Genomic DNA, 25,012 nt, shown 5'->3' with positions numbered 1-25,012 from the left:
ACTTCAGTACCCGCAAGGAGTCCGTACCCCATGACGTCCACGGTGCCCACCGCCGCCCAGCACACCGAGGGCCAGCCGCCCATCACGATGTTCGGGCCGGACTTCCCGTACGCGTACGACGACTTCCTCGCCCACCCGGCGGGCCTCGGCCAGATACCCGCGACCGAGCACGGCACCGAGGTCGCGGTCATCGGCGGCGGCCTGTCCGGCATCGTCGCCGCGTACGAGCTGATGAAGATGGGCCTCAAGCCCGTCGTGTACGAGGCCGACCAGATCGGCGGCCGGCTGCGTACGGTCGGCTTCGAGGGCACCCCGGCGGGGGCCTCGGACCTGACCGCCGAGATGGGCGCGATGCGCTTCCCGCCGTCGTCCACGGCGCTGCAGCACTACATCGACATGGTCGACCTGAAGACGCGGGCGTTCCCCAACCCGCTCTCCGAGGCCACGCCCTCGACCGTCGTCGACCTCAAGGGCGAGTCCCACTACGCCGAGACGATCGCCGACCTCCCGCAGGTCTACCGGGACGTCGCCGAGGCCTGGAACAAGTGCCTCGACGAGGGCGCCGACTTCTCCGACATGAACCAGGCGATGCGCGAGCGCGACGTGCCGCGCATCCGCGAGATCTGGGGCAAGCTCGTCGAGAAGCTCGACAACCAGACCTTCTACGGGTTCCTGTGCGAGTCCGAGGCGTTCAAGTCCTTCCGGCACCGGGAGATCTTCGGCCAGGTCGGCTTCGGTACGGGTGGTTGGGACACGGACTTCCCCAACTCCATTCTGGAAATCCTGCGCGTCGTCTACACCGAGGCCGACGACCACCACCGCGGCATCGAGGGCGGCTCGCAGCAGCTGCCGCTGCGCCTGTGGGAGCGCGAGCCGGAGAAGATCGTGCACTGGGCGCCCGGGGCGTCGCTGTCCACCCTGCACGTGGACGGCAAGCCGCGCCCGGCCGTGACCCGGCTGTCCCGCACCGCCGGCAACCACATCACCGTCACGGACGCCGACGGCGACATCCGTACGTACAAGACGGCGATCTTCACCGCGCAGTCCTGGATGCTGCTGTCCAAGGTGGACTGCGACGACGAGCTGTTCCCGATCGACCACTGGACGGCGATCGAGCGCACGCACTACATGGAGTCCAGCAAGCTGTTCGTGCCGGTGGACCGGCCGTTCTGGCTCGACAAGTCCGTCGACGACAAGGGAAATGCCACGGGCCGTGACGTCATGTCGATGACGCTCACCGACCGGATGACGCGCGGTACTTACCTGCTCGACGACGGGCCGGACAAGCCCGCCACGATCTGCCTCTCCTACACGTGGTGCGACGACAGCCTGAAGTGGCTGCCGCTGTCGGCGAACGAGCGCCTCGAAGTCATGCTGAAGTCGCTCGGCGAGATCTATCCGAAGGTCGACATCCGCAAGCACATCATCGGCAACCCGGTGACCGTGTCCTGGGAGAACGAGCCGTACTTCATGGGCGCGTTCAAGGCGAACCTGCCCGGCCACTACCGCTACCAGCGCCGTCTGTTCACGCACTTCATGCAGGAGACCCTGCCCGAGGACCGGCGGGGCATCTTCCTCGCCGGTGACGACATCTCGTGGACGGCCGGGTGGGCCGAGGGCGCCGTGCAGACCGCGCTGAACGCGGTGTGGGGCGTCATGCACCACCTGGGCGGCAGCACGGACGCGTCGAACCCCGGCCCGGGCGATGTGTTCGACGAGATCGCGCCGGTGGAGCTCCCGGAGGACTGAGTGGGCCGGGAGATCAGACGCCTGCGGCGCGCGCCTTCTCGTACAGCTCCGCCGCGACGTCCTTGAGCTCCTCCGCGTCCCGGGCCTGGCCCTGGAGTTCGATCAGGATCTCCTCCAGGCCCACCTCGTCGTGCGCGACCAGGTCCTCCACGATCTGGTCGATGCTGCCCTGGAACGGCCTGCGGTCCTCGCCGGTGTACGGCTCGCGGGTGTGGACCGTGTTGACGCGCAGCACGGTCTGCAGGGGTGCGGTGCGGCCGCGCTCCTCCGCGAGCGCCTGGAGGTCGGCCCACTGCTGCTTGAGGCCCTCGGCCCCCATCGCCGCGGGCATCCAGCCGTCCGCCTTGTCGACCATGCGGCGGGCCGACCTCGGGCTGTTCGCCGGGAGCAGGATCGGCAGCGGTCCGGCCGGCTTGGGGCCGACCACGGACGGCGCGACGGTCGTCAGCTCACCCTCGTACGACACCGGGTCCGGGCCCCACACCGCGCGGCACACGTCGACCAGCTCGTCGAGCACCTTGCCGCGCCGCTCGAAGGGCGCCACGCCGGCCGCGGCGTACTCGTCGTGCGACCAGCCCGTGCCGAGCCCCGCGACGACGCGGCCCCCGCTCGCCGCGTCCAACGAGGCGAGGGAGCGGGCGAGTTGGAAGGGGATGTGCAGCGGCGCCACGAGGACGCTGGTGCCGAGCCGTGCGCGGGACGTGGCGGACGCCGCCAGGGTGAGCGCGACGAGCGGGTCGGCGACGGAGCGGTACTGGTCCGGCCAGGGCAGGCCGGGAATCCCGTACAGGCCCTGGGTGGCGGGCTCGGGGTACAGGATCCGCTCGAACACCCACAGGCTGTCGTAGCCCACGGCCTCCGCCGCGCGCGCCACGTCCGGGATGTCCCTGCCGATGTCGTACTGCTTCATCTGGGGCAGTCCGAGGCCGAGTCGGGTCGTCGTCGCCATGTGCGTGCTCCTTTGCTCGCCGGGTCTGTTCGACACCGTGGATCTCTGTGTCAGCGTGGATCTCTGTGCCAGCGCGGATCTCTGTGTCAACGTACCGACGCGGTACGGGTGTTCCCTCGGCCGGGGTACGGATGTTCCCTCGGATTCGGCCGGGTCAGTCGGGCAGCGGGGTGAGCAGCATCCGGCCGACCAGGCCCACCGACGCGTCGAGCCGGTGCGCGAACTCGGCCTCCACGGACGGAAGATCGCGCAGCGCCCACAGGGCGCGGGCCGCTCCCCACGCGCCGTCGCGGGCGCGCTCCAGGCTCCACGCGCCGAGCAGATGGGTCAGTGGATCGGCGACCTGGAGCAGGTCGGGGCCCGGCATCAGCTCTTCGCGGATGCGCTCCTCCAGCGAGACGAGGAGGTCGCCCACGCGCTCGAACTCATCCTCCAGTGCGTCCGGTTCGCAGCCCAGCGTGCGACACGCGTCCACGACGGCGAGCGCCAGATCGTGCCCGATGTGCGCATTGATGCCCGCGAGCGCGAACTGCAACGGGCGTACGCCGGGATGCCGGCGGAGCTGGAACAGGGGCCGCCAGCAGGCGGGCGGGCGCGCGCCGTGGGCCGCCGCGTCGACCGCCACGAGATAGCGCTCGGCGAACCGGACGTCCAGCGTGACCGCCGCTCCCCGGTCCGGGAAGCCGCCCGCGAGCCCCCCGTCGATGACCCGGTCGACCTCCTCCGTGACGGAGAGATAGACCCGGTTGAAGACGGCCACGCCGTCGCGCGGTGGCAGATCCGCGCCGAGCGCGCGCATCCGTGCGATCACGATGTCGACCCCTTGAGCGGGGATCCGGGCCTGTGCGAACCGCTCCAACTGCGCCATGAACGCAGCGTCCCAGCCGTAGCCTTACGCGGACGTCGGCTGGCCGGGGGCTTCCCCAGAACGAGGGAACGGCGGACCTGGAGGGGGAGGGTGAGTGCGGTGTCGGGCTTACGCGCGCGGCGGCTGGCCGAACGGCGGGCGGAGCGGCGCCGCAGGACGGCGCGCGGAGCGCTCGCCGCGGCGGCCTCGGCCGTGGTGGCCGTCGGCACCGTAGTGGGCCTCGTGTCCGCCCTCGACCGCGACAGGGCCGAGGCCGACGAGGCACGCCCGACCGTCAGCGGGTCTCCCAGCCTGCGCCCACTGCCCGCGGTGCCGACCCCGTCGCCGACCAGTAACTCGCCCTCACCGTCGAAGAGTTCGAAGCCGAAGCCGAAGCCCAAGAAGTCGGCCCCCGCCCGGCCGAAGCCGTCGAGCGCCCCGCCCGCCGCGAGCGGCCTGTACCGGTACGGCGACTCCCAGGTCCTCGAATGGGTGCGGGCCAATCGCTCCGACCCGCGCCGCCCGCTCATCGAGTCCCGGATTGCGAACCGCCCGGCCGCCGTCTGGTTCGCCGACTACGCGCCTGCCACGATCACCGCGCGGGTGCGCGCGGTCACCTCGGCCGGGGCGAGCGCCGGGCAGGTACCGGTGCTCGTGCCCTATGCCGTCCCCGACCGTGACTGCGGCGGGCACTCCGAGGGCGGGGCGCCCGACCTGGACGCGTACGGCGACTGGATCGAGAGGTTCGCGCGGGGGCTCGGCTCCCGCGAGGTCATCGTGATCCTGGAGCCCGACGCACTGTCCCAGACGGAGTGCCTGTCCAAGAGCCGACAGGCCGACCGCTACGAGGCGCTGGCGCACGCGGGCCGGGCCCTCAAGTCCGCGAACCCGCGCGCCCGCGTCTACTACGACGCCGGACACTCCGCCTGGAACCCGCCCGGCACCCAGGCCGCCCGCCTTCGCGCGGCGGGCGCCGCGTCGGCCGCGTCGTCCGACGGCGTGTTCACCAACGTCTCCAACTTCCACCGGACGTCGGACGAGACCGCGTACGCCCGCAAGGTGCTCGCCGCGATGGGCGGGCCGAGCGGACTGGGCGCCGTCATCGACACGAGCCGCAACGGCAACGGCGCCCCGCCCGACGGCGAGTGGTGCGACCCCGACGGCCGCACCCTGGGCCGGTCCCCGACGCTGCGGACCGGGGAGTCCCGGATCGACGCGTATCTGTGGGTGAAGCTGCCCGGGGAGTCGGACGGGTGCAAGGGGGAGCCGGGGACGTTCACGGCGGACTATGCGTACGAGTTGGCGGACTGAGCGTCCCCCGGTTGCGTAAGTCCCGTACGGGCATGAGGGGTTGACAGTTCCAGTGGCCGGAATATGTTGCATGCAATGTGAAATATGGCCGGGCCGATGGCCGAGACCCCCTTGACCCTGGAGGCTCAATGGACTCCGTGCGGCAGTGCGACCTCTTGTTCACCGGTGGCCATGTGGTCACCGTGGACGACGGCAGGAACGTGTACGAGCCCGGCGCCGTCGCGGTGGTGGGCGACCGGATCGTGGCGGTGGGCCCGGCGGCGGAGATCGAGGCCGGGTGGCGGGGCGCGCGGGTGGTGGACTGCCGGGGCCGGGCGGTGCTGCCGGGGTTCGTGGACGGGCACAGCCATCTCTTCCAGGCGCTGGCCAGGGGCCTCGGCGAGGGGCAGTCGATCTGGCCGTGGCTGTGCGAGTTCATGTGGCCGTACTCGATCGCGGTGGACGCCGAGGACGCGCGGGTCGCGGCGACGCTCGGCGCGGTGGAGGCGCTGCGCTCGGGCATCACCACGGTCGTCGACAACCACTACGCGCCGACCGACGCCGAAACGGTTCTCTCGGTGGCCGGCGCCATCGAGGCGACCGGACTTCGCGGCGTCGTCGCGCGCGGCATGATCGGGCACAAGACCGCCGTCGCCGCGGCGCGCGGACTGCCCGACGAGCTCTTCCGCTACTCCGTCGCCGAGGAACTCGACATCACGCGGGACTGCATGCGGGCCCGGCCGCCCGGATCCGCCGTCGAGATCTGGCCCGCCCCGCTCAACCTCAGCTACGGCGACCAGGAACTGATGCGCGGCGCCGCCGGGTTGGCCCATGAGTTCGGCGCCCGGTGGCACACGCACTGCAGCGAGGGCGCCAAGGACCCGGCGAGCTACCTGGACGCGTACGGGATCAGGCCCGTGAGCTGGCTCGCCGCGGAAGGGCTCCTCGACGAGCGCGCCACCCTCGCGCACGCCGTCTGGCTCGACGACGCCGAGGCCAAGGCGGTCGGGGAACGCGGCGCCGCGGTCGCCCACAACCCGGCCTCCAACGCGTACCTCGCCTCCGGAGTGATGCCGCTGCGCCGCCTGCGCGATGCCGGGGCCGTGGTGTCTCTCGGCACCGACGGGCCCAGTGCGGGGCACCGCCAGGACATGTTCGAGGTCATGAAGCAGACCTTGTTCACCCAGCGCCTCGACACGCTCGACCCGGCGGTGGCGCGCTGCGAGGAGGCCATGGAACTGGCCACCCGGGAAGGCGGCCGGTACGTCGGCAACGGCGCCGGGGTGCTCGCGCCCGGCGCGCCCGCCGACCTCGCCGTGGTGGCACTCGACCGCCCCCACCTGCGCCCGCTGCACCGCGCGGTGGCCGCGCTCGTCTACTCCGCGCGCGGCGGCGATGTGGAGATGACCGTCGTCGGCGGACGCGTCGTCGTCGAGGAGGGGCGCTGCACCCTCGTCGACGAGGAGGCGCTGATGGAGGAGGCCCAGGAACGCGCCGAACGCCTCGTCCACCGGGCCGGCTTCGGCCCGCTCACGACCCCTTGGCAGCACTGACAGAACTGACAGCACTGGCAGAACACACAGAACTGACAGCCACAGGTGACGGCCGTCCGTCCACGGCCCCGGTAAGTGCGCACGAGACAACACCCGGGCCACCGGGTGGAGGGAGTAACGCACATGTCCGAAAGGGAAGTTCAGGACGGGACTCAGGACGGGGCGGGGGAGCCGGGCACGGCGGAGGTGGAGGGGCGGCGCAAGGACGCCGTCGATTCCGTGCCCTCCGTGTGGCGCCTCGTCGTCTACGGGTTCCAGCACGTGCTCGCCTTCTACGCGGGCGCCGTCGTGATGCCGCTGCTCGTCGCCGAGGGCATCGGCATGAAGGGCGACGACATCGCCCTGCTCGTCAACGCCTCGCTGCTGACCTGCGGCCTCGCCACGCTCCTGCAGTCCGCCGGTCTTCCGGGCATCGGCATCCGGCTGCCGGTGGTGCAGGGCACGTCCACCACCGCGGTGCCCTCGCTGGTGTCCGTGGGGCTCGCGGCGGGCGGGGCGAAGGCCGGCCTGCCGACCGTGTTCGGGGCCGTGATCGCGGCGGGGCTCGCCCTGTTCGTGGTGGCGCCCGTCTTCAGCAGGCTGGTGCGCTTCTTCCCGCCGCTGGTCACCGGCACGATCGTGACCATCGTGGGGATCACGCTGCTCGCCGTCGCCGCGCGGCAGGTGGGCGGGGGAGACCCGAGCCAGGGCTCGTTCGGCTCGCCCGCGCACCTGGGGCTCGCCGCCGTCACGCTCGTCGTCATCCTGCTGCTGCACAAGCTGTCGCGGGGCTTCCTCGCGACGGTGGCGGTCCTCGTCGGCCTGTTCATCGGTACGGTCGTGGCCGCGTTCGCCGGGTTCGCCGACTTCTCGGGGATCGGCTCCACGCCCTGGCTGGGCACCGCGGCTCCGCTGCACTACGGGGCGCCCCGGTTCGACGTCGTCGCGGTGCTCTCGATCGTCCTGGTCATGGTCATCATCGCGGTCGAGTCCATCGGGCAGTTCTTCGCCGTCGGCGAGATCGTGGACCGGAAGGTCGAGGGCAGGCACGTGACCCGCGCCCTGCGCGCCGACGGCCTGGCCACCGCGGTCGCGGGCGTCTTCAACTCCTTTCCCAGCACCGTCTATTCGCAGAACATCGGCCTGATCCGGCTGACCAGGGTCAAGTCCCGCTGGATCGTCGCGTCCTCCGGCGTGATCATGATGGTGCTCGGGCTCGTACCGAAGGTGGGGGCGATCGTCGCCGCGATGCCGGCCTCGGTCCTCGGTGGCGCGACGATCGTGCTGTTCTCCACCATCGCGGTCGTCGGCGTGCAGATCCTCTTCCAGGCCGACCTGACCGACCAGCGCAACACCATCCTCGTCGCCGCGAGCGTGGGTGTCGGCTTTCTGCCCACCGCGTTCCCGCAGTTCGCCGAGCAGATGCCGGGGCGGCAGCTGCATGCGCTCTTCGAGAGCGGCATCATCCTCGGCACGCTCACGGCGGTGTTCCTGAACCTCTTCTTCCACCACCTGCGGCTGCCCTTCGGGCGTCGGAGGGAGGGCCGGGAGAGTGGGGACGGCGGGGAGTGCCGGGAATGCCGGAAGGGGGCTTCGAACGCTGCCGGAGCCATTGACGCGTCCGAACATTACATGCAACATGTATCTCCAACGGGCAAGCAGTGAGGGGGAGTTGAGATGAGCGCAGAGCGGGCGGTCAATCCGGTCGCGGCCGGCAGCCTCCTGGCGGACCGGGCGTACGAGGAACTGAAGGGCGCCGTTCTGGCGAACCGGCTGCGCCCCGGTGACGCGCTCTCCGTGCCCGCCCTCGCCGCGCAGCTGAGCATCAGCCGCAGCCCGGTGCGCGAGGCGGTCCAGCGCCTCATCCATGACGGCCTCGCCACGCACGTCCCGCACAAGGGGGCCGTGGTCGCCACGGTCGACGTGGAGGACGTGCGGCAGCTGTACGTCGTCCGTGAGGTGATGGAGGGCCTCGCCGCCCGCCTGGCCACCGAGCGGCTCGACGCCTCGCGGGTCGCCGAACTGCGCGACCTCCTTGAGCGGCACGAGCGCGAGGTCGGCACCGGAGTCGACGAGCGCACGCACATCGAGATGGACATGGCCTACCACCGGATGATCCGCGAGGTGGCCGACAACCCCCACCTCACCGCGGCGCTCGACACCATCCAGGGCCGCGCCCACCTCGCCCTGCATCAACTGTGGCGCGGTCAGGAGGCGCCGCGGCTCGCCGTCGCCGAACACCGCCGCATCTTCGAGGCGATGACATCGGGTGACCCGGACGCCGCCGACCTCGCGGCCCGCGACCACATCCGCAAGCTCCGCATCCGCCTCTCGCAGGCCGTCGCGCCGGGCCCTTCGGAGTCCTCCGGGGCCGGCCGCGTACGTCCCGTCGAATAGCGCCACAGAGCAGCGCCGTCGTAACAGCCCCACAGACCAGCGCCGTCGTACAGCGCCACCGAGAGCGACAACGCACCACGTTCGAAGCTCAACTCCCGTTCAGCGCAAGCCAGAAGGGACGTGACCGACCGTGAGCACCGCAACCGGCACCGCCACCGCTGTCCGTGACGGCGTCGGCGCCAGCACCCCGCGCCCCGACGGCCGACTGAAGGTCAAGGGCGACTTCGCCTACTCCTCCGACCTGCGGGCCGAGGGCATGGTGTGGGGCGCGACGTTGCGCTCGCCGCACCCGAGCGCCCGCATCGTGCGGCTCGACACGACCGCGGCGCTGCGGCTGCCCGGGGTGCTGGCGGTGCTCACCCACGAGGACGTCCCGGGGCGGGCGACGTACGGCATGAAGGTCTCCGACCAGCCGGTTCTCGCCGCCGACCGCGTCCGCTACCAGGGGGAGCCGGTGGCCCTCGTGGCCGCCGACCACCCCGAGACGGCCCGCAGGGCGCTGGCGCTGATCGACATCGCGTACGAGGAGCAGCCGGCGCTCACCGACCCCGAGGACGCGGTACGCGGTGCGGGCCCCCTGGTCCACCACGACCGCGTCGACGGCGGGCACGGCAACGTCGTCCGGCACGTCCGCATCCGCCACGGCGACGTGGCGGCCGCCCGCGCCCAGGCCGACGTGATCGTCAGCGGCACGTACGAGGTCGGCATGCAGGACCAGGCCTTCCTCGGCCCCGAGTCCGGGCTCGCGATCCCCGCGGAGGACGGCGGCGTCGACGTCTACGTGTCGACGCAGTGGCTGCACGACGACCAGCACCAGATGTGCGCCACGCTCGGCCTGCCGCCGGAGAAGGTGCGGCTCACGCTGTCCGGTGTGGGCGGCGCGTTCGGCGGGCGCGAGGACGTGTCCGTGCAGATCCACGCGGCGATGCTCGCGCTGCGCACCGGCAGGCCGGTGAAGATGAGCTACAACCGCGAGGAGTCCTTCTACGGTCATGTGCACCGGCACCCGGCCCGCATGTGGTTCGAGCACGGGGCGACGCGCGAGGGCCGGATCGTGTTCGTCAAGGCGCGGCTGCTCTTGGACGGCGGCGCCTACACCTCCACCTCGCAGGTCGTCATCGCCAACGGCTCCTACTTCGCGGCCGGTGCCTACGACGTGCCGCACGCCGAGATCGACGGTTTCTCCGTCTTCACCAACAACCCGCCCTGCGGCGCGATGCGCGGCTTCGGCGCCGTGCAGTCCTGCTACGGCGTCGAGTCGAACCTCGACAAGCTGGCCCATGAACTCGGTATGGATCCGGCGGAGTTGAGGGTGCGCAACGCGATGACCACCGGGACGGTGCTGCCGACCGGACAGGCGGTGGACGGTCCCGCGCCGGCGGCGGAACTGTTGGACCGGTTGCGTGCGCGGCCGCTGCCGCCGGTGGGGGAAGGGCCGTTCGGGAACCCCGGCGGGCTCAACAACACCAGCCACGGCGAAGGCGTCAGGCGTGGCGTCGGGTACGCGATCGGGGTCAAGGCCATCGGCTTCTCCGGCGGCGTCGACGACCGCTCCGTGGCCCGCGTACGGCTCGTCCTGAACGGCGGCGAACCCGTCGCCGAGGTGCACACCGCCGCCGCCGAGTGCGGCCAGGGCATCGTCACCGTACAGACGCAGATCGTACGGACCGAGCTGGGCGTCGAGCGTGTGGTCGTGCTCCCGGCCGATACACAGGTCGGCGACGCCGGATCGTCCTCGGCGTCGCGCATCACCTGGATGAGCGGGGGAGCGGTACAAGGCGCGTGCAAGGCGCTGCGCGAGCGGATCACGGTGCTCGGTGACCGGCCGCTGGTCGAACTGCTCGCCGAATACGGTCCGTTGGAGGCGGAGTACGAGTACGCGCACCGCCGCACGTTCCCCGTCGACGACGAACGCGGGCAGGGCGACGCGCACATCGCGTTCGCGTTCGCCGCACACCGGGCCGTCGTGGACGTGGACACCGAGCTGGGGCTCGTGAAGGTCGTCGAGCTGGCCACCGCACAGGATGTCGGCAAGGCGATGAACCCCCTTGCCGTGGAAGGCCAGATCGAGGGCGGCAGCGCGCAGGGCCTCGGGCTCGCGGTGATGGAGGAGCTTCGGGTCGAGGACGGCCGGGTGCGCAATCCGTCGTTCACGGACTATCTGATCCCGACCATCGCCGATATGCCGCACGTCCCCATCGACCTGCTCGAACTTCCGCACCCGGACTCGCCGTACGGCCTCAACGGCGTCGGTGAGCCGCCCACCCTGTCGTCGACTCCCGCCATCGCGAACGCGCTGCGTGCCGCTACGGGGTTGGAGCTGGCGAAGGTGCCGGTGCGGCCCGAGGACATCATCGGTTCCGATTCCGATTCCGATTCCGATTCCGATTCCGGATTCGGATTCGGATTCGGCTCCGGGTCCGGATTCGGCTCCGGCTCCGGTGGCATCGCCGACAGCGAGAGGAGGTGAGGCGGGCCCTGCCCTGGGTCCCCAAACGGTCCACCACTGAACACGGTTGGTACCAGCTGGGAAGGAAACAGCACCTTGATCATCGACACCCATATGCACCCGACCAACATCGTCGACCAGGCGTGGCGGCACGACGGCTCCCCGTTCACGGGTGAGCGCACGCTGGAGATGATGGACGGCCCGTACATGATCAACGGCAAGCCGCGCCGCATCGACTACGGCTGCATCATGCCGCCGCCCGGCAACTCCGTCTGGCAGGACGGGATGCGCACCGGACGCGAGGGCATCCGCGACTACATGGCGTACATCACCGAACTGGTCACCACGTACCCCGACCGGTTCATCGGGAACTTCATGTACAACCCGCGCTTCGGGCCCGAGAACGGGGCGAAGGAGCTGGAGTTCCACGTCAAGGAGTACGGCTACAAGATGCTGAAGCTGCATGCCAACATGCACGCTTACCGGCCCGACCGGGCCCTCGACTGGCTGCGGCCCGTGCTGCGGGTCTGCGACGAACTGGGTGTCGTCGTCCTCATCCACACCGGCGACGGGCCGTACTCGATCCCGACGCAGTTCTACCCGATCATCCGGGAGTTCACCAACGTCAACTTCATCCTCGCCCACTTCGGTGTGCAGACCGGTGGCGTGTACTGCTTCGAGGCGCTCTACATGATCCTCGACTCGCCGAACGTGTACGGGGAGTCGGGCTGGCTGCTCCAGTCGCGGATCGTGGAGTTCGCGCAGCAGATGGAGAAGCACCAGCTGGTCTTCGGGACCGACTCGCCGCCGAACGAACCGGGCATGTGGGCGCGGGAGTTGGAGGTGCTGTGCGGTCCGCCGCCGCAGGGCATGCACCTCTCCGAGGAGCACCTTGAGGGCTACCTCGGCAACAACATGGCCAAGCTTCTCGACCTGAAGCCGACGCCTCCGCCGCGCAACCAGGAGGAGGCGCAACTTCGCCTCACGGACACGTACGCGTCGTTGGACACGGTTGCGCGTAGGTGACGGTGGGCCGGGGGCCATGGCCTCCGGCGGTGGGGCGGGGGCCGGGGGTGTGTCCTGGCCCCCGGCGGCCGGGGGCGGGGGCGTTGGCCGCCGGGGGCGGGGTTAGGGGTGCACTTTGGCCTCCGGAGCCCCGTTCCGGTTGCCTCCGCCCATCTCCCACCGCCCGCCCCGTCCAGGGGCGTCGGCCCGACGGGGTGGCGCCCGAGGCGTGGGCAACTCCGCTGCCGGGCCGGTTCCCGGCCTGTTGCGGCCGATCGCTCCACGCCACGGGGCTCCGCCCCCCTGGGACGCTGTGCCTCAAGGTCGGCGGCGCTGATTGTGCGGAACCGGCGTTACGGCCTCGGGGCTCCGCCCCGGCCCCCGCTGCTCAATCGCCGCAGGGGCTTGATTTACCCAACCGCCGCCGATGCCGTCCCCGACCCCGTCCCCGTCCCCGACCCCGACCATCTCCCACCCACCCGCCCCCTCCAGGGGCGTCGGCCCGACGGGGTGCCGCCCCCGGAGGGGCAACCCGCCACAGGAACGGCTCCCTACCCGTTGCGGTCGACGCCGCCCCCGCCTTGGGCAATCTGCCGCAAGGACGGCTCCCCACCCGTTGCGGCCGGCCGCCACCGCCTTGGGCAATCTGCCGCCTTGGGCGGCAGGGTGGGCAAGGCGGCACCCCGGTGCGGCGCAACGAGGATGAAGGGCCCGGCCCCGGCGCCGGTGCGCAACCTCGGTGCTGCCCCACGGGCGGTGGACAAGCCCCGGTGCGGCGCAGCAAGTGCGGTGGACGCCGACCCGAGCCACCCACGGGGGCCGAAGCCCCCGGAGGGGGCGGGCGGGTGGGAGATGGGCGGGTACCGGCGCAGCTGGGGGAGGCCCGGTGCCGCGAAACGGTCACGTCAGGCGTCATCGGGGTGCGCCCGGTGCCGCGAAACGGCCGCGTCGGGCGTCATCCCGCCCGCCCGGTCCCGCGCCACGGTCACGTCGGGCGTCATCCCGCCCGCTCGGTGCTGCGCCACGGTCACGTCAGGCGTCGCCCCGCCCGCCCGGCCTCACGCCACGGCCACGTCAGACGTCATCCCGCCACCCGCTGCCGCGCAACGCCCCGCGCCAACACCCCCGCTGCCGCGCAGCGCCCCGCGCCAACACCCCCGCCCCGCGCAACAGTCACCACGACCTCGACCACGCCACCCGCCACCGCCACCCGCCACCGCCACCCGCCACACCCCACCGCCACAGACAGGACCCGCCACCGTGCAACGTATAGGGCACCTCCTCCCCGCCACCTCTCTCGGCGCCGACCGCTGGGTGGCCCAGATCTGCGCCCCGGTTCAGGTGGACATCGCCCACCCCGCCGCCCGCGCCCTCCTCCCCGAGTTCCAGTACGGCCCGGCCCTGACGGCCACCCACACCGACGAACTGCGGCGCGGCGCCGAACAGTTGGCCCAGGCCGGCGCCGACGCCATCGTGTGGCACGGCACATCGGCCGGCCTCGACGGCGCCGCCCACGCCCGCACCGTGGCCCGCGTCATCGAACGCACCGCCGGCGTCCGCGCCTCCACCGTCACCCTCGGCCAGCTCGACCTCCTGGCCCGCGCCGCGACCCACTCCATCGCCCTCATCACCGCAGGCTCCGAACAACAGGCGGGCCGCCTCGCCGACACCTGCCTCGCCGCGGGCCTCCGTATCGCCTCCCTCACCGCCCTCGACCTGGCCACCCCGCGCGAGGCGGCCGAGCTGCCCGTGTCGAAGGTCCGCCGGATCCTCCTCGACGCCGATTCCGCCGACGCCGAGTGTCTGGTGGTGGCCGGCACCGAACTCCCGGTCGCCCCCGTCGCGGCCATGGTGGAACGGGAGTTGGGCAAGCCGGTGCACGACGGGGCGCGGGTGGCCGTCCGTACGGCACTCGACCTGCTCGGCACGGGAGTCGAATCCCCCGCGTGGGGCGAGCTGTTCACGGGCGGCGTGCACGCGGGGGTCTGCTGTGACAGCCACTGACCGCACCCCCGCCCGCACCCGCACCCCCGCCCACGGCACCGACACCGGCCGCCAGGATCTGCACGCCTTCCTCGACGCCTACCGCACTGCCCACCCCGGCGACGTACTCACCGTCGACGAGAAGCTGGAAGGCGAGGACGTCGCCGCCCTCGTCGCCGAACTCGCCGCCCGCGGCCGCGACGAACTCCTCGTCTGCACAAGGGTGTCGGGCCTCGACGGCACGCCCCTCGTCACCAACCTCTTCGCCTCGCGCACCCGCGTCGCCCGCCTGCTCGGCACGGACCCGGCCGGTCTGCACCACGCCTACCAGCGGGCCGCCGCCCGCCGCACCGAACCCCGCCTCGTCCCCACGGGCCCCGTCCTCGACACGGTCGCCGAGGGCCCGGACGTCGACCTGACCACGCTCCCGCTCCTCAAGCACTTCGACTCGGACCGCGGCCCGTACATCACCAGCGGCGTCATCACCGCCGAGGCGCCATCCGACACACCCGGCCGCTCCGGCAACCTCAGCTACCACCGCGCCCTCGTGCACAGCCGCACCGAACTCGCCACGAGCCTGCACTCACGCGGCCACCTGTGGCAGCTGCTGCGCCTCGCCGAGCAGCGCGGCGAGCCGCTGCCGGTGGCGATGGTCATCGGCGCCCACCCCCTCTTCCAGCTCGCCGCCTCGGCGCGCGTCGGCCCCGATGTCGACGAACGCACCCTGGTGGGCGGCCTGTTGGGGGAGCCCCTGGACGTCGTGCGCACCCCACGGCACGGTATTCGCGTCCCGGCCTGCGCCGAACTCGTCCTCGAAGGCGTCATCGACCCGGCGCGCACCGCGCCCGAAGGCCCGTTCGGCGAGTTCTCCGGCTACTCCTCCGACCGCTCTACAAACAACGTCCTCACGGTGCACAGCGTGCTGCGCCGCCGCGACGCCGTCCTCCTCGACATCGTCGGCGGCAACAGCGCCGAACACCTCAACCTGGCCCGCATCCCGCGCGAGTCGGAGATGGCGGAACAGCTCACGTCCCGCTTCCCCGAGGTCACGGCGCTGCACTACCCGACCTCCGGCACGCACTTCCACGCGTACGTCGCCCTGCGCCAGGCCCGTCCAGGGCAGGCCCGGCAGATCATGCTCGCGCTGCTGGGCTGGGACCCGTACCTGAAGACGGTCGTCGCGGTCGACGACGACGTGGACATCACCCGTGACGAGGGCGTGCTGTGGGCGCTCGCGACCCATCTCCAGCCGGGCGCCGACGTGTTCACGGTCGACGGCCTTCCCGGCAGCCCCCTCGACCCCTCGTCGACCCCGGACGGCACCACGTCCCGCATGGGCCTCGACGCCACCCGCGCCCCGCACTTCGACGCCGTACGCATCCGCACAGCCCCGGCCCGCGTCGCGCGCGCCCGCGAACTGCTGGACCAGGGACCGGGACCGGCGTGCGCCTGATCGTCGGGATCACGGGCGCGACCGGCGCGGCCTACGGCATCCGCCTCTTGGAGGCGCTGCGCGCCGTGCCCGACGTCGAGACGCATCTGATCCTGACCCGCTGGGCACGGACCACCATCGAGCTGGAGACGGACCGGAGCGTCGGCGACGTACAGAAGCTCGCCGACGTCGTGCACCGTCCCGGCGACCAGGCGGCGGCCGTCTCCTCCGGATCGTTCCGCACCGACGGCATGGTGATCGCGCCGTGCAGCATGAAGACGCTCGCGGGGATCCGGGCCGGCTACGCGGACGGGCTGCTCGGCCGGGCGGCCGACGTCGTCCTCAAGGAGCGGCGGCCGCTGGTCCTCGTACCGCGCGAGAGCCCGCTGCACGAGATCCACCTGGAGAACATGCTCGCCCTCGCCCGCATGGGCGCCCGGATCGTGCCGCCGATGCCGGCCTTCTACCAGCGCCCGAAAACGATCGAGGACCTGGTCGACCACACGGTCGCCCGGGTCCTCGATCAACTCGCCCTGCCGGGCCCGGCGGTGGACCGGTGGGCGGGCGGGTGACTACTTGTCGCCGGCCGGCTTGTTGTCGGCCCGCTCCTCGTCGTACGAAGACGTGCCCTCGTCGAGCAGCGGCTTCTGCGTCTTGAGGTGCGCGGGGGCCATCGCCCGCAGTGCGTGGTACCCGGTGATCACGACGATCGTGCCGAGGGCGATGCCGCTGAGCGAGAAGGTGTCGGTGAACTTCAGGGAGACGTCGCCGATGCCGATGATGATGCCCGCGGCGGTCGGCACGAGGTTCAGCGGGTTGCGCAGGTCGACCCCCGCGTTGATCCAGATCTGCGCGCCGAGCAGGCCGATCATGCCGTAGAGGATGACCGTGATGCCGCCGAGGACACCGCCCGGGATCGCCGCCACGATCGCGCCGAACTTCGGGCACAGGCCGAAGAGCAGCGCGAATCCGGCCGCCGCCCAGTACGCCGCCGTCGAGTAGACGCGGGTCGCGGCCATCACGCCGATGTTCTCGGAGTACGTGGTGTTGGGCGGGCCGCCGACGGCCGTGGAGAGCATCGAGCCGACGCCGTCCGCCGAGATGGCCGTGCCGAGCTTGCCGTCGAGGTTGTCGCCGGTCATCTCGCCGACGGCCTTGACGTGGCCCGCGTTCTCCGCGATCAGCGCGATGACGACCGGCAGGGCCACCAGGATCGCCGACCACTGGAAGGACGGGGCGTGGAAGGTCGGCAGGCCGAACCAGTCCGCCTGGCCGACGGCCGACAGGTCGAGGCGCCAGTGGTCGACGGCCTTGCCGCCGCTGTTCGGCGAGTGGATCTGCCCGAAGACCCGGTCGAGGACCCAGGAGATCCCGTAGCCGAAGACCAGGCCGAGGAAGATCGCGATGCGCGACCAGAAACCGCGCAGGCACACCACGGCCAAACCGGTGAACAGCATGACGAGCAGCGCCGTCCACTGGTCGGTCGGCCAGTACGTGGTGGCCGTGACCGGGGCGAGGTTGAAGCCGATCAGCATCACGACCGCGCCGGTCACCACCGGCGGCATCGCCGCGTGGATGATCCGCGCCCCGAACTTCTGTACCGCGAGGCCCACCAGGAACAGCGCGACACCCACGACGAAGACGGCGCCCGTGACCGTCGCGCTGGTGCCGCCCTGCGCCCGGATCACGGCCGCGACGCCCACGAAGGAGAGCGAACAGCCCAGGTAGCTGGGGACCCGGCCGCGCGTGGCCAGCAGGAAGATGACCGTCGAGACGCCGGACATCATGATCGCGAGGTTCGGGTCGAGGCCCATCAGGACGGGCGCCACGAAGGACGCGCCGAACATCGCGACCACGTGCTGTGCGCCGAGCCCGATCGTGCGCGGCCAGGAAAGCCGCTCGTCGGGGCGGACGACCGCGCCGGGAGCCGGCGTGCGCCCGTCGCCGTGCAGTTTCCAGCGCACGCCGAGGTCCATGAGAGTTTCCGCCTTCTGTGGGGGCCGTGAGGTGGGTGGTGCCTGTGCGGCTCGAAATGATCGCTTCATGTTAATGCGACGTAAGTGCGAGCTCGCACCGAGCCACCGCCCACCTGTCCGGGCCTACGAGGCGTGATCCGCCGCCCGCGAGGCGCTCGGCTCCGCCGCCCCCGTCCGCGTACGGTCGCCGCCGCGCAGCACCTTCGCGAACACCACGAGCCCGAACGCCAGCACCGTCACCAGGCCGAACGAGACCACCAGGCTGGTCGCGTCGGCGATCGTGCCGATCGCCGAGGGCGCGATCAGGCCCGAGGTGTACGTGATGGTGGCGACGCCGGCGATGGCCAGGCTCGGATTCGGGCCGCTGCGCCCGGCCGCGGCGAAGCAGAGCGGCACCACGACCGCGATCCCGAGGCCCACCAGGCCGAATCCGGCCATCGCGACGCCCGGGTTCGGCGCGACCACCACGAGCAGCGCACCGAGCGTCGCCACGACGCCGCCGATCCGCACGGTGCGCACCGCGCCGAACCGGTCCACCACCGCGTCGCCCGCGATCCGCGCCACCGCCATCGTGAGCGTGAACGCCGTGGTGCAGGCGGCCGCGAGCCCGGCCGACGTGCCGAGCACATCCCGTAGATACACCGCCGACCAGTCCAGGCTCGCGCCCTCCGCGAACACCGCGCAGAATCCGACCGCCCCGATGAGGAGCGCCGACTTGGGCGGCAGCGCGAAGCGCGGCGGCGCCTCCTCTTCCTCCGTCGGGCGCAGATCGAGCACCCAGCGGCAGACGACCAGGCCCGCCACGGTCAGCACGACCGCCGCGATCGCGTGGTGCAGCCGCGCGTCCGAGCCCAGATGCGCGGCGATGGTGCCTCCGAGCGAGCCGAGCAGGGCGCCCACGCTCCACAGTCCGTGCAGCCCCGACATGATCGATTTGTCGAGCCGGGTCTCGATCTCGACGCCCAGAGCGTTCATGGCCACGTCCGACATGCCCGCGGTCGCCCCGTAGACGAGCAGCGCGGCGCACAGGGTGAACACATTGGGCGCCAGCGAGGGCAGGATCAGGGCCAGCGTCCACAGCGCGAGCAGTCCGCGCAGCCCGGCGCGGGCGCCGAAGCGGTGGGTGACGCTGCCCGCCAGCGGCATCGAGAGCGAGGCGCCGATCGCGGGGAAGGCGAGCGCGAGACCCAACTGCCCCGCGCTCACGCCCGCGTGCTCCTGGATCCAGGGCACCCGCGTCGCGAACGACCCCGTCACGGAGCCATGGATGCAGAAGACGGTGGCGACGGCGTACCGCGCCCGCTTCAACTCCCTTGGTGCGTACGTCACTTCCTGCATCCCGCGAGCCCTCCCCAAGTCTCCCTTGTGTGCCGCCGTAAACTATCAGGAACCCTGCCTGATAATGCCAGTGATATCCGCGTAGGATCCCGCCATGCCCGCATCGCCCAGAACCGCCCGAGCCATCAACGACCGGCTCGCGCTGCGCCTCCTCCAGGAGGAAGGGCCGCTCACCGCAGGGCAGTTGAAGGAGCGCACGGGCCTGTCCCGGCCCACCGTCGCCGACCTCGTCGAGCGGCTCACCGCGGCGGGCCTCATCGAGGTCGTCGGCGAGGCGGGCGCCCAGCGGCGAGGCCCCAACGCCCGGCTCTACGGGATCGTCGCGGGCCGCGCCCACCTCGCCGCGCTCGATGTGCGCACCGGGGGTGTACGGCTCGTCGTCGCCGACCTGTTGGGCACGGTACTCGCGGAGGCGTCGGTGCCGGTCGGGGCGGGGGAGGAGGCGGGCGCCGCCGTCGAGCGCACCGTCACGACGCTGGAACGCACGGCGAAGGAGGCGGGTGTCGAGCGGCTGCACACCGTCGGCGTCGGCGCCCCCGGCCTCATCGACCCCGCGACCGGCGAACTGCGCGACTCCTCCGGCCTGCCGCAATGGCACCGCCGCCTGGTCTCCGCGCTGCGGGAACGGCTGCCCGCGCGGGTGCTGGTGGAGAACGAGACGAACCTGGCCGCCCTCGCCGAGCGGCGGGACGGCGCCGCCCGCGACCGTGACACCTTCGCGCTGCTGTGGCTGGGCCTCGGCATCGGCGCCGCCGTCGTCCTGGACGGAAAGCTGCGGCGCGGCGCGTCGGGCGGCACCGGAGAGGTCGGGTTCCTGCCGGTGCCGGGGACGGCCGGGCTGCCGTCCGCGTCCGGCTGCGACGGAGGTTTCCACTCGCTGGCCGGCTCGGCGGCGATCCTCGAACTGGCCGCGGCGCACGGGCTCGTGGCCCCGGGGGAGCCCCTGGAGAAGGCGGCCGACGTGGTGCGCGACGCGGACGAAGCCTTCCTGGACGCGCTGGCCGACCGGGTGGTGCTGGGCGCCGCCGCGGTGGTGGCCGTCCTCGACCCCGGCTGCGTGGTGCTCGCGGGCGAGATCGGCCGCGCGGGCGGCGCGGGGCTCGCCGAGCGGGTCGCGGTGCGGCTGGCCGGGATGTCACCGCTGCCGACCGAGGTCCGGGCGGGCGAACTGGGCGGCGCGGCGGTGCTGCGGGGCGCGCTGCTGATGGCCCGGGAGGTGGCCCAGGAGGCCGTCTACCCGCGCGACGCCACTCGGGGCTGAGCCCCGAGACGTAGGACCGCTCAACGCCGCGCCACATACTCCGCGAACGTCACCTTCCCGACCGCCCGCTCCGGCGCCAGATGCCCACCCGCCCGAAACGCCCCGTACGTCTTCCCGGCCAGCCGCACCGACACAACCGGTCGCCGCTTTCCCGCCGCCTTGAGATACGTACGCGCAAGATCCGCAAACGCGAGAACCTCGGGCCCGCCCATGTCCGCCACCCGCCCCGCCGGAGGCGACTGCGCCAACTCGGCCAGCCGGTCCGCGACTTCGGCCACCTCGATCGGCTGATCGCTGACACCGGAGGGCAACAGCACCACCGGCAGCTTCGCCGCGACCCGCACGATCGTCGCCACCAGGTCGTGGAACTGTGTCGCCCGCAGCACCGTCCACCCGAGCCCCGACTCCTCGACGAGGCGCTCCACCGCGAGCTTCGCCTTGTAATAGGGGAACGGGACCTCGTCCACGCCGACGATCGAGATGTAGACGAGGTGTGGGACCTCCGCCCGCCGCGCCGCCTCGATCAACTTGGCGGCAGCCTTCTCGTCGCCGCCGGTCTGCGTCGTCGCGCAGTGCACGATCGTGTCCACGCCGGTCACGGCCCGGTCGAGTGCGGGCCCGCCCTCGCGCAGATCCACGGCGTACGGCTCGCTGTGCCTGCTCAGCACCCGAACCTCGTGCCCCGCCGCGCGCAGCCGCTCGGTGACGAGCCGGCCGAGCGTTCCGGTTCCGCCGGTCACCAGGATCGTGGTCATCGCCGTCTCAGCTCCTTCGAAACCGGGCGTCCCCCTGCGGAACGCCCGCGAACATCCGGGCCCTGTGGTGCTCGAACTCGGCGGCGCGGGCCGTGTGTTCGGTGGGGCGCGTGCTGGTCACGCCCTCAGACTGCCAGAACGGCGGCGTATTCCCGCCGGTGGGCGAAAACCAGCGCCGCGGCCTGTGAGTCAGCCCACAGCGTTCGCATGCGTGCAGGTCGGGGAGACGTGGCAGACTGGCCCTGTACCAGAAGCAGCGCACTCCGGGGTCGGTGAAAGTCCGAACCGGCGGTTACAGTCCGCGACCCGGTCACGATCCTGTGGCCGGTTGACCAGGTGAAATTCCTGGACCGACGGTTAAAGTCCGGATGGGAGGCAGTGCGCGGCGGGCGGGCACGTGAGTGCGCGTCGCCGGCTGTTTCAGCGGTTCCCCAGGGGACCGGTGTCGAACGCGGCGTCGCCACAGGTGTCGCAGTCCGTACGTTCTGTCGTCGTCGTACGACAGTGCCCCGGAGTCCAGGCCCGTAAAGGGAGGACCCGGGAAGTGTTCACCGGAATCGTCGAAGAGCTGGGCGAGATCACCGCCGTCGAGATGCTCGACGACGCCTGTCGCTTCCGCGTGCGTGGCCCTGTCGTCACCGAAGGCGCCAAACACGGGGACTCCATCGCCGTCAACGGCGTCTGCCTCACTGTCGTCGAGCACGGGAACGACGAGTTCACCGCCGACGTCATGGCCGAGACCCTCAAGCGCTCCAGCCTCGGCGCACTCGCCACGGGCTCCCGCGTCAACCTCGAACGGCCGATGGTCGCCGACGGCCGCTTCGGCGGTCACGTCGTGCAGGGCCACGTCGACGGCACGGGCACGATCGTCGAGCGGACCCCCTCCGAGCACTGGGAGATCGTCAAGATCTCGCTCCCTGCCGAGCTGTCCCGCTACGTCGTCGAGAAGGGCTCGATCACCGTCGACGGCGTGAGCCTGACGGTCGTCGAGGCCGCCGCCGACTACTTCACCATCAGCCTCATCCCCACCACCCTCGCCCTGACCACGCTCGGCGTGAAGCAGGCAGGCGACCCCGTCAACCTCGAGGTCGACATCATCGCGAAGTACGTGGAGCGGATGCTCGGAACCCAGGGCGGTGCGCGGTGAACTGGCTCAACACCGAGGCGTTCACGATCTTCGGCCAGCACATCCTCTGGTCCGACATGATCGGCAACACGATCGGTCTCATCGCCCTCGCGCTCGGCTGGCGCCGCTCCATATGGACCTGGCCCGCCCAGCTGATATCCGGCGCGATCCTGCTCACCGCCTTCGCCACCGCCCACCTCTCGGGCAGCGCGGGCAAGCAGCTCGTCGTCATCGTCGTCGCCCTCTACGGCTGGTGGCAGTGGAACCGCGGCAAGGGCCAGGCGCAGGACGGCTCCATCGCCGTCCGCTTCGCCACCTGGCGCGAGCGCGGCTACCTGCTGGGCGCCGCCGCCGTCGGCACGCTCGCCGTGGGCGGCCTGTTCACCGCGTTCCCGACGCTGTCCTGGGACCCGTGGCCGGACGCGTACATCTTCGTCGGCACCGTCGTCGCGATGTACGCCCAGGCCCGCGGCATGGTCGAGTTCTGGTTCGCCTGGCTGCTCGTCGACCTCGTCGGCGTCCCCCTGAACTTCGCCAACGGCTTCGCCTTCTCCGGCTTCGTCTACGTCATCTACGGCGCGCTCGTCCTGTGGGGCATGCGCGACTGGTGGCTGCGCTCCCGCGCGGCCGCTTCCACCGCCCCGGCCCTGGAAGGAGCCCGCGCATGAGCGCCCGCCCGTCTCCCACCACCGCCCCTTCAAGGAAGGCGCTTCGCGCCGCCCCTTCTGATTCCAACCTCTACGAGGTCGAGGACCTGTCCCTCGACCCGGTCGAGATGGCCGTTCGCGACATCGCCGCAGGACGCCCCGTCGTGGTCGTCGACGACGAGGACCGCGAGAACGAGGGCGACCTCGTCGTCGCCGCCGAGAAGATCACGCCCGAGATCGTCGCCTTCATGATGAGCGAGTGCCGCGGCCTGATCTGCGCCCCCATGGAGGGCGACGAGCTCGACCGGCTCGAGCTGCCGCAGATGGTCGGCCAGAACACCGAGTCGATGCAGACCGCGTTCACCGTCTCCGTCGACGCCTCCGGCGCGCACGGCGTGACGACCGGCATCTCGGCGGCCGACCGCGCTGCCACGCTCCGGCTCCTCGCCTCGGGCGGCAGCCAGCCCGGCGACTTCGTCCGCCCCGGCCACATCTTCCCGCTGCGCGCCAAGGAGGGCGGCGTCCTGGCCCGCGACGGCCACACCGAGGCCGCCGTCGACCTCGCGCGGCTCGCGGGCCTGCGCCCGGCCGGCGCCATCGTGGAGATCGCTGGCGAGGACGGCGTGATGCTGCGCCTGCCCGAGCTCGTCCCGTTCGCCCGCAGGCACGGCCTGACGATCATCTCCATCAAGGACCTGATCGACTACCGCCGCACCTCCGAGCCCACGGTCAAGCGCGAGGCGACCGTCCAACTCCCCACCGCCTTCGGCGACTTCATGGCCTACGGCTACCGCTCCACGGTCGACGGCGTCGAGCACGTCGCCCTCGTGCACGGCGAGCTGGGCGACGGCGAGGAGGTCCTCGCCCGGATCCACTCCGAGTGCCTGACCGGCGACGTGTTCCACTCGCTGCGCTGCGACTGCGGCCCCCAGCTGGAGGAATCCATGCGCCGCATCGTCGAGGAGGGCCGCGGCGTCGTCGTCTACCTGCGCGGACACGAGGGCCGGGGCATCGGCCTCGTCTCCAAGCTGCGCGCGTACGAGCTCCAGGAGCAGGGCCGCGACACCCTCGACGCCAACCTGGAACTCGGCCTGCCCGCCGATGCCCGCGACTACGCGGCGGGCGCCCAGATCCTCGGCGACCTCGGCGTGCGCAGCCTGCGCCTGATGACCAACAACCCCGACAAGACGGACGCCCTCACCCGCCACGGCCTCAAGGTCACCGAGCGGGAGCCGATGCCCGTCACTGCGGGCGAGCACAACCTGCGCTACCTGCGCACCAAGCGGGACCGCATGGGCCACGACCTGCCCTGGCTGGACGCCCCGCGGACGTCCGCCTGCAACAACCAGTAACCCCATTTCGAACGACGTACGTACGAGGAGAAGCGCGTGAGCGGCAAGGGTGCACCTGAACTGAGCGTGAAGAACTGCGGCGACCTGCGCGTCGCCGTCATCGCGGCCCAGTGGCACGAGCAGGTCATGGACGGACTCGTGGACGGCGCCCTGCGCGCCCTGAACGAGCTGGGCATCAGCGAGCCCACCCTCCTGCGCGTCCCCGGCAGCTTCGAGCTCCCGGTCGTCGCGAAGGTCCTCGCGGGCCGCGGCTACGACGCGATCGTCGCGCTCGGCGTCGTCATCCGCGGCGGCACCCCGCACTTCGAGTACGTCTGCCAGGGCGTGACGAACGGCCTCACCCAGGTCACCGTCGACACCGGCGTCCCCATCGGCTTCGGCGTCCTGACCTGCGACACCGAGGAGCAGGCGCTCGACAGGGCCGGCATCGAGGGCTCCAACGAGGACAAGGGGCACGAGGCGGTCACCGCGGCCGTCGCCACCGCCACCACGCTGCGCACCATCGCCGAGCCCTGGCGCTGACGTCCCGCCCGTCTCCCGCCACCGCCCTTTCAAGGAAGGCGCTGCGCGCCCCTCATTCCCAGACGCGTAAAGTAGACGCCACCATGTCCAATAAGACGTTCGAGGAGCTCTTCACCGAGCTCCAGCACAAGGCAGCCAACGGCGACCCCGCCACTTCCCGCACCGCTGAACTGGTCGACAAGGGCGTCCATGCCATCGGCAAGAAGGTCGTCGAGGAGGCCGCCGAAGTCTGGATGGCCGCCGAGCACGAGGGCAAGGAGGCAGCCGCCGAGGAGATCTCGCAGCTGCTCTACCACGTGCAGGTGATGATGGTCGCCCGCGGCATCTCCCTCGACGACGTGTACGCGCACCTTTAAGCCCGCGTACCCACCACCCCATCCGCAACTCACCCCTTACGCAAAG

21 protein-coding genes and 1 riboswitch are annotated in these 25,012 nt (G+C 71.7%); of the genes, 16 read left to right on the top strand and 5 right to left on the bottom strand.

Going from position 1 to position 25,012, the window contains the following annotated elements; translation table 11 throughout:
* The first annotated feature begins 30 nt into the window (after window positions 1–30).
* Window positions 31–1,749, top strand: coding sequence for a flavin monoamine oxidase family protein (locus OHA73_RS10000; RefSeq protein WP_327654887.1), 1,719 nt, complete (start codon window positions 31–33; stop codon window positions 1,747–1,749).
* A gap of 13 nt (window positions 1,750–1,762) precedes the next feature.
* On the opposite strand, the gene OHA73_RS09995 is transcribed toward OHA73_RS10000, so the two are convergent.
* Complete coding sequence (locus OHA73_RS09995) at window positions 1,763–2,698, bottom strand: LLM class F420-dependent oxidoreductase (protein ID WP_327654886.1); 936 nt, start codon at window positions 2,696–2,698, stop codon at window positions 1,763–1,765.
* Between the two features lie 154 nt (window positions 2,699–2,852).
* Window positions 2,853–3,566, bottom strand: coding sequence for a DUF5995 family protein (locus OHA73_RS09990; RefSeq protein WP_266721857.1), 714 nt, complete (start codon window positions 3,564–3,566; stop codon window positions 2,853–2,855).
* 123 nt (window positions 3,567–3,689) lie between these two features.
* Between OHA73_RS09990 and OHA73_RS09985 the strand changes: the two genes are divergently transcribed.
* From OHA73_RS09985 to OHA73_RS09945, 9 genes are all read left to right on the top strand, one after another.
* Complete coding sequence (locus OHA73_RS09985) at window positions 3,690–4,856, top strand: glycoside hydrolase family 6 protein (protein ID WP_327658442.1); 1,167 nt, start codon at window positions 3,690–3,692, stop codon at window positions 4,854–4,856.
* Between the two features lie 128 nt (window positions 4,857–4,984).
* Window positions 4,985–6,388: an amidohydrolase family protein gene (locus OHA73_RS09980; RefSeq protein WP_327654885.1), complete on the top strand. Its 1,404-nt coding sequence runs from the start codon at window positions 4,985–4,987 to the stop codon at window positions 6,386–6,388.
* A 123-nt stretch (window positions 6,389–6,511) separates the two neighbouring features.
* Window positions 6,512–8,032, top strand: coding sequence for a nucleobase:cation symporter-2 family protein (locus tag OHA73_RS09975; protein WP_327654884.1), 1,521 nt, complete (start codon window positions 6,512–6,514; stop codon window positions 8,030–8,032).
* 12 nt (window positions 8,033–8,044) lie between these two features.
* Window positions 8,045–8,764 carry a GntR family transcriptional regulator gene (locus tag OHA73_RS09970; protein WP_327654883.1) on the top strand — a complete coding sequence of 240 codons (720 nt, stop codon included), beginning with the start codon at window positions 8,045–8,047 and terminating at the stop codon, window positions 8,762–8,764.
* Window positions 8,765–8,894: 130 nt separating this feature from the next.
* Window positions 8,895–11,234: a molybdopterin cofactor-binding domain-containing protein gene (locus tag OHA73_RS09965; protein ID WP_327654882.1), complete on the top strand. Its 2,340-nt coding sequence runs from the start codon at window positions 8,895–8,897 to the stop codon at window positions 11,232–11,234.
* 75 nt (window positions 11,235–11,309) lie between these two features.
* A complete protein-coding gene (locus OHA73_RS09960; protein WP_266721867.1) occupies window positions 11,310–12,239 on the top strand; it encodes an amidohydrolase family protein in 930 nt (309 codons plus the stop codon).
* Window positions 12,240–13,478: 1,239 nt separating this feature from the next.
* The gene (locus tag OHA73_RS09955; RefSeq protein WP_327654881.1) at window positions 13,479–14,222 is read left to right on the top strand and encodes a hypothetical protein; all 744 of its coding nucleotides are present in this window, start codon (window positions 13,479–13,481) and stop codon (window positions 14,220–14,222) included.
* Window positions 14,209–15,654, top strand: a complete 1,446-nt coding sequence (locus tag OHA73_RS09950) for a UbiD family decarboxylase (RefSeq protein WP_327654880.1) — start codon at window positions 14,209–14,211, stop codon at window positions 15,652–15,654. Before OHA73_RS09955 ends, OHA73_RS09950 begins: the two co-directional genes overlap by 14 nt.
* The gene (locus OHA73_RS09945) at window positions 15,645–16,205 is read left to right on the top strand and encodes a UbiX family flavin prenyltransferase (protein ID WP_266721873.1); all 561 of its coding nucleotides are present in this window, start codon (window positions 15,645–15,647) and stop codon (window positions 16,203–16,205) included. Before OHA73_RS09950 ends, OHA73_RS09945 begins: the two co-directional genes overlap by 10 nt.
* Here the strand turns inward: OHA73_RS09945 and OHA73_RS09940 are convergent, their stop codons facing one another.
* Together OHA73_RS09940 and OHA73_RS09935 are read right to left on the bottom strand one after the other, a co-directional pair.
* Entirely contained in the window at window positions 16,206–17,609 is a 1,404-nt protein-coding gene (locus tag OHA73_RS09940) for a uracil-xanthine permease family protein (RefSeq protein WP_266721875.1), read from the bottom strand.
* A gap of 123 nt (window positions 17,610–17,732) precedes the next feature.
* On the bottom strand, window positions 17,733–18,947 hold the full coding sequence (locus OHA73_RS09935) for an MFS transporter (RefSeq protein WP_327654879.1): 1,215 nt from the start codon (window positions 18,945–18,947) through the stop codon (window positions 17,733–17,735).
* Between the two features lie 94 nt (window positions 18,948–19,041).
* On the opposite strand from OHA73_RS09935, the gene OHA73_RS09930 reads away from it, so the two are divergent.
* Window positions 19,042–20,208 (top strand): ROK family transcriptional regulator, encoded by a 1,167-nt coding sequence (locus OHA73_RS09930; protein WP_267071152.1) that lies wholly within the window; start codon window positions 19,042–19,044, stop codon window positions 20,206–20,208.
* Between the two features lie 20 nt (window positions 20,209–20,228).
* Here the strand turns inward: OHA73_RS09930 and OHA73_RS09925 are convergent, their stop codons facing one another.
* Complete coding sequence (locus tag OHA73_RS09925) at window positions 20,229–20,963, bottom strand: SDR family oxidoreductase (protein WP_327654878.1); 735 nt, start codon at window positions 20,961–20,963, stop codon at window positions 20,229–20,231.
* Between the two features lie 254 nt (window positions 20,964–21,217).
* Window positions 21,218–21,349, top strand: a riboswitch (FMN riboswitch).
* Window positions 21,350–21,507: 158 nt separating this feature from the next.
* Here OHA73_RS09925 and OHA73_RS09920 point away from each other — a divergent pair.
* The 5 genes from OHA73_RS09920 (at window position 21,508) to OHA73_RS09900 (ending at window position 24,966) form a co-directional block, all read left to right on the top strand.
* The gene (locus OHA73_RS09920; protein WP_267071154.1) at window positions 21,508–22,110 is read left to right on the top strand and encodes a riboflavin synthase; all 603 of its coding nucleotides are present in this window, start codon (window positions 21,508–21,510) and stop codon (window positions 22,108–22,110) included.
* Window positions 22,107–22,757, top strand: coding sequence for a nicotinamide mononucleotide transporter family protein (locus OHA73_RS09915; protein ID WP_266721885.1), 651 nt, complete (start codon window positions 22,107–22,109; stop codon window positions 22,755–22,757). The genes OHA73_RS09920 and OHA73_RS09915 overlap by 4 nt, the downstream gene beginning before the upstream one ends.
* Complete coding sequence (locus tag OHA73_RS09910) at window positions 22,754–24,088, top strand: bifunctional 3,4-dihydroxy-2-butanone-4-phosphate synthase/GTP cyclohydrolase II (protein ID WP_266721887.1); 1,335 nt, start codon at window positions 22,754–22,756, stop codon at window positions 24,086–24,088. Before OHA73_RS09915 ends, OHA73_RS09910 begins: the two co-directional genes overlap by 4 nt.
* A 36-nt stretch (window positions 24,089–24,124) precedes the next feature.
* Window positions 24,125–24,610 carry a 6,7-dimethyl-8-ribityllumazine synthase gene (gene ribH, locus OHA73_RS09905; RefSeq protein ID WP_266721889.1) on the top strand — a complete coding sequence of 162 codons (486 nt, stop codon included), beginning with the start codon at window positions 24,125–24,127 and terminating at the stop codon, window positions 24,608–24,610.
* Window positions 24,611–24,693: 83 nt separating this feature from the next.
* On the top strand, window positions 24,694–24,966 hold the full coding sequence (locus OHA73_RS09900; RefSeq protein WP_266721891.1) for a phosphoribosyl-ATP diphosphatase: 273 nt from the start codon (window positions 24,694–24,696) through the stop codon (window positions 24,964–24,966).
* The last annotated feature ends 46 nt before the right edge of the window (window positions 24,967–25,012 follow it).

Origin of the sequence: Streptomyces sp. NBC_00483 (genome assembly GCF_036013745.1) — a bacterium.
In the GTDB taxonomy this organism is placed as follows: Bacteria; Actinomycetota; Actinomycetes; order Streptomycetales; family Streptomycetaceae; genus Streptomyces.
Note: the sequence above shows the minus strand (reverse complement) of the source record. Positions and strands in the feature narration are given on the sequence as shown.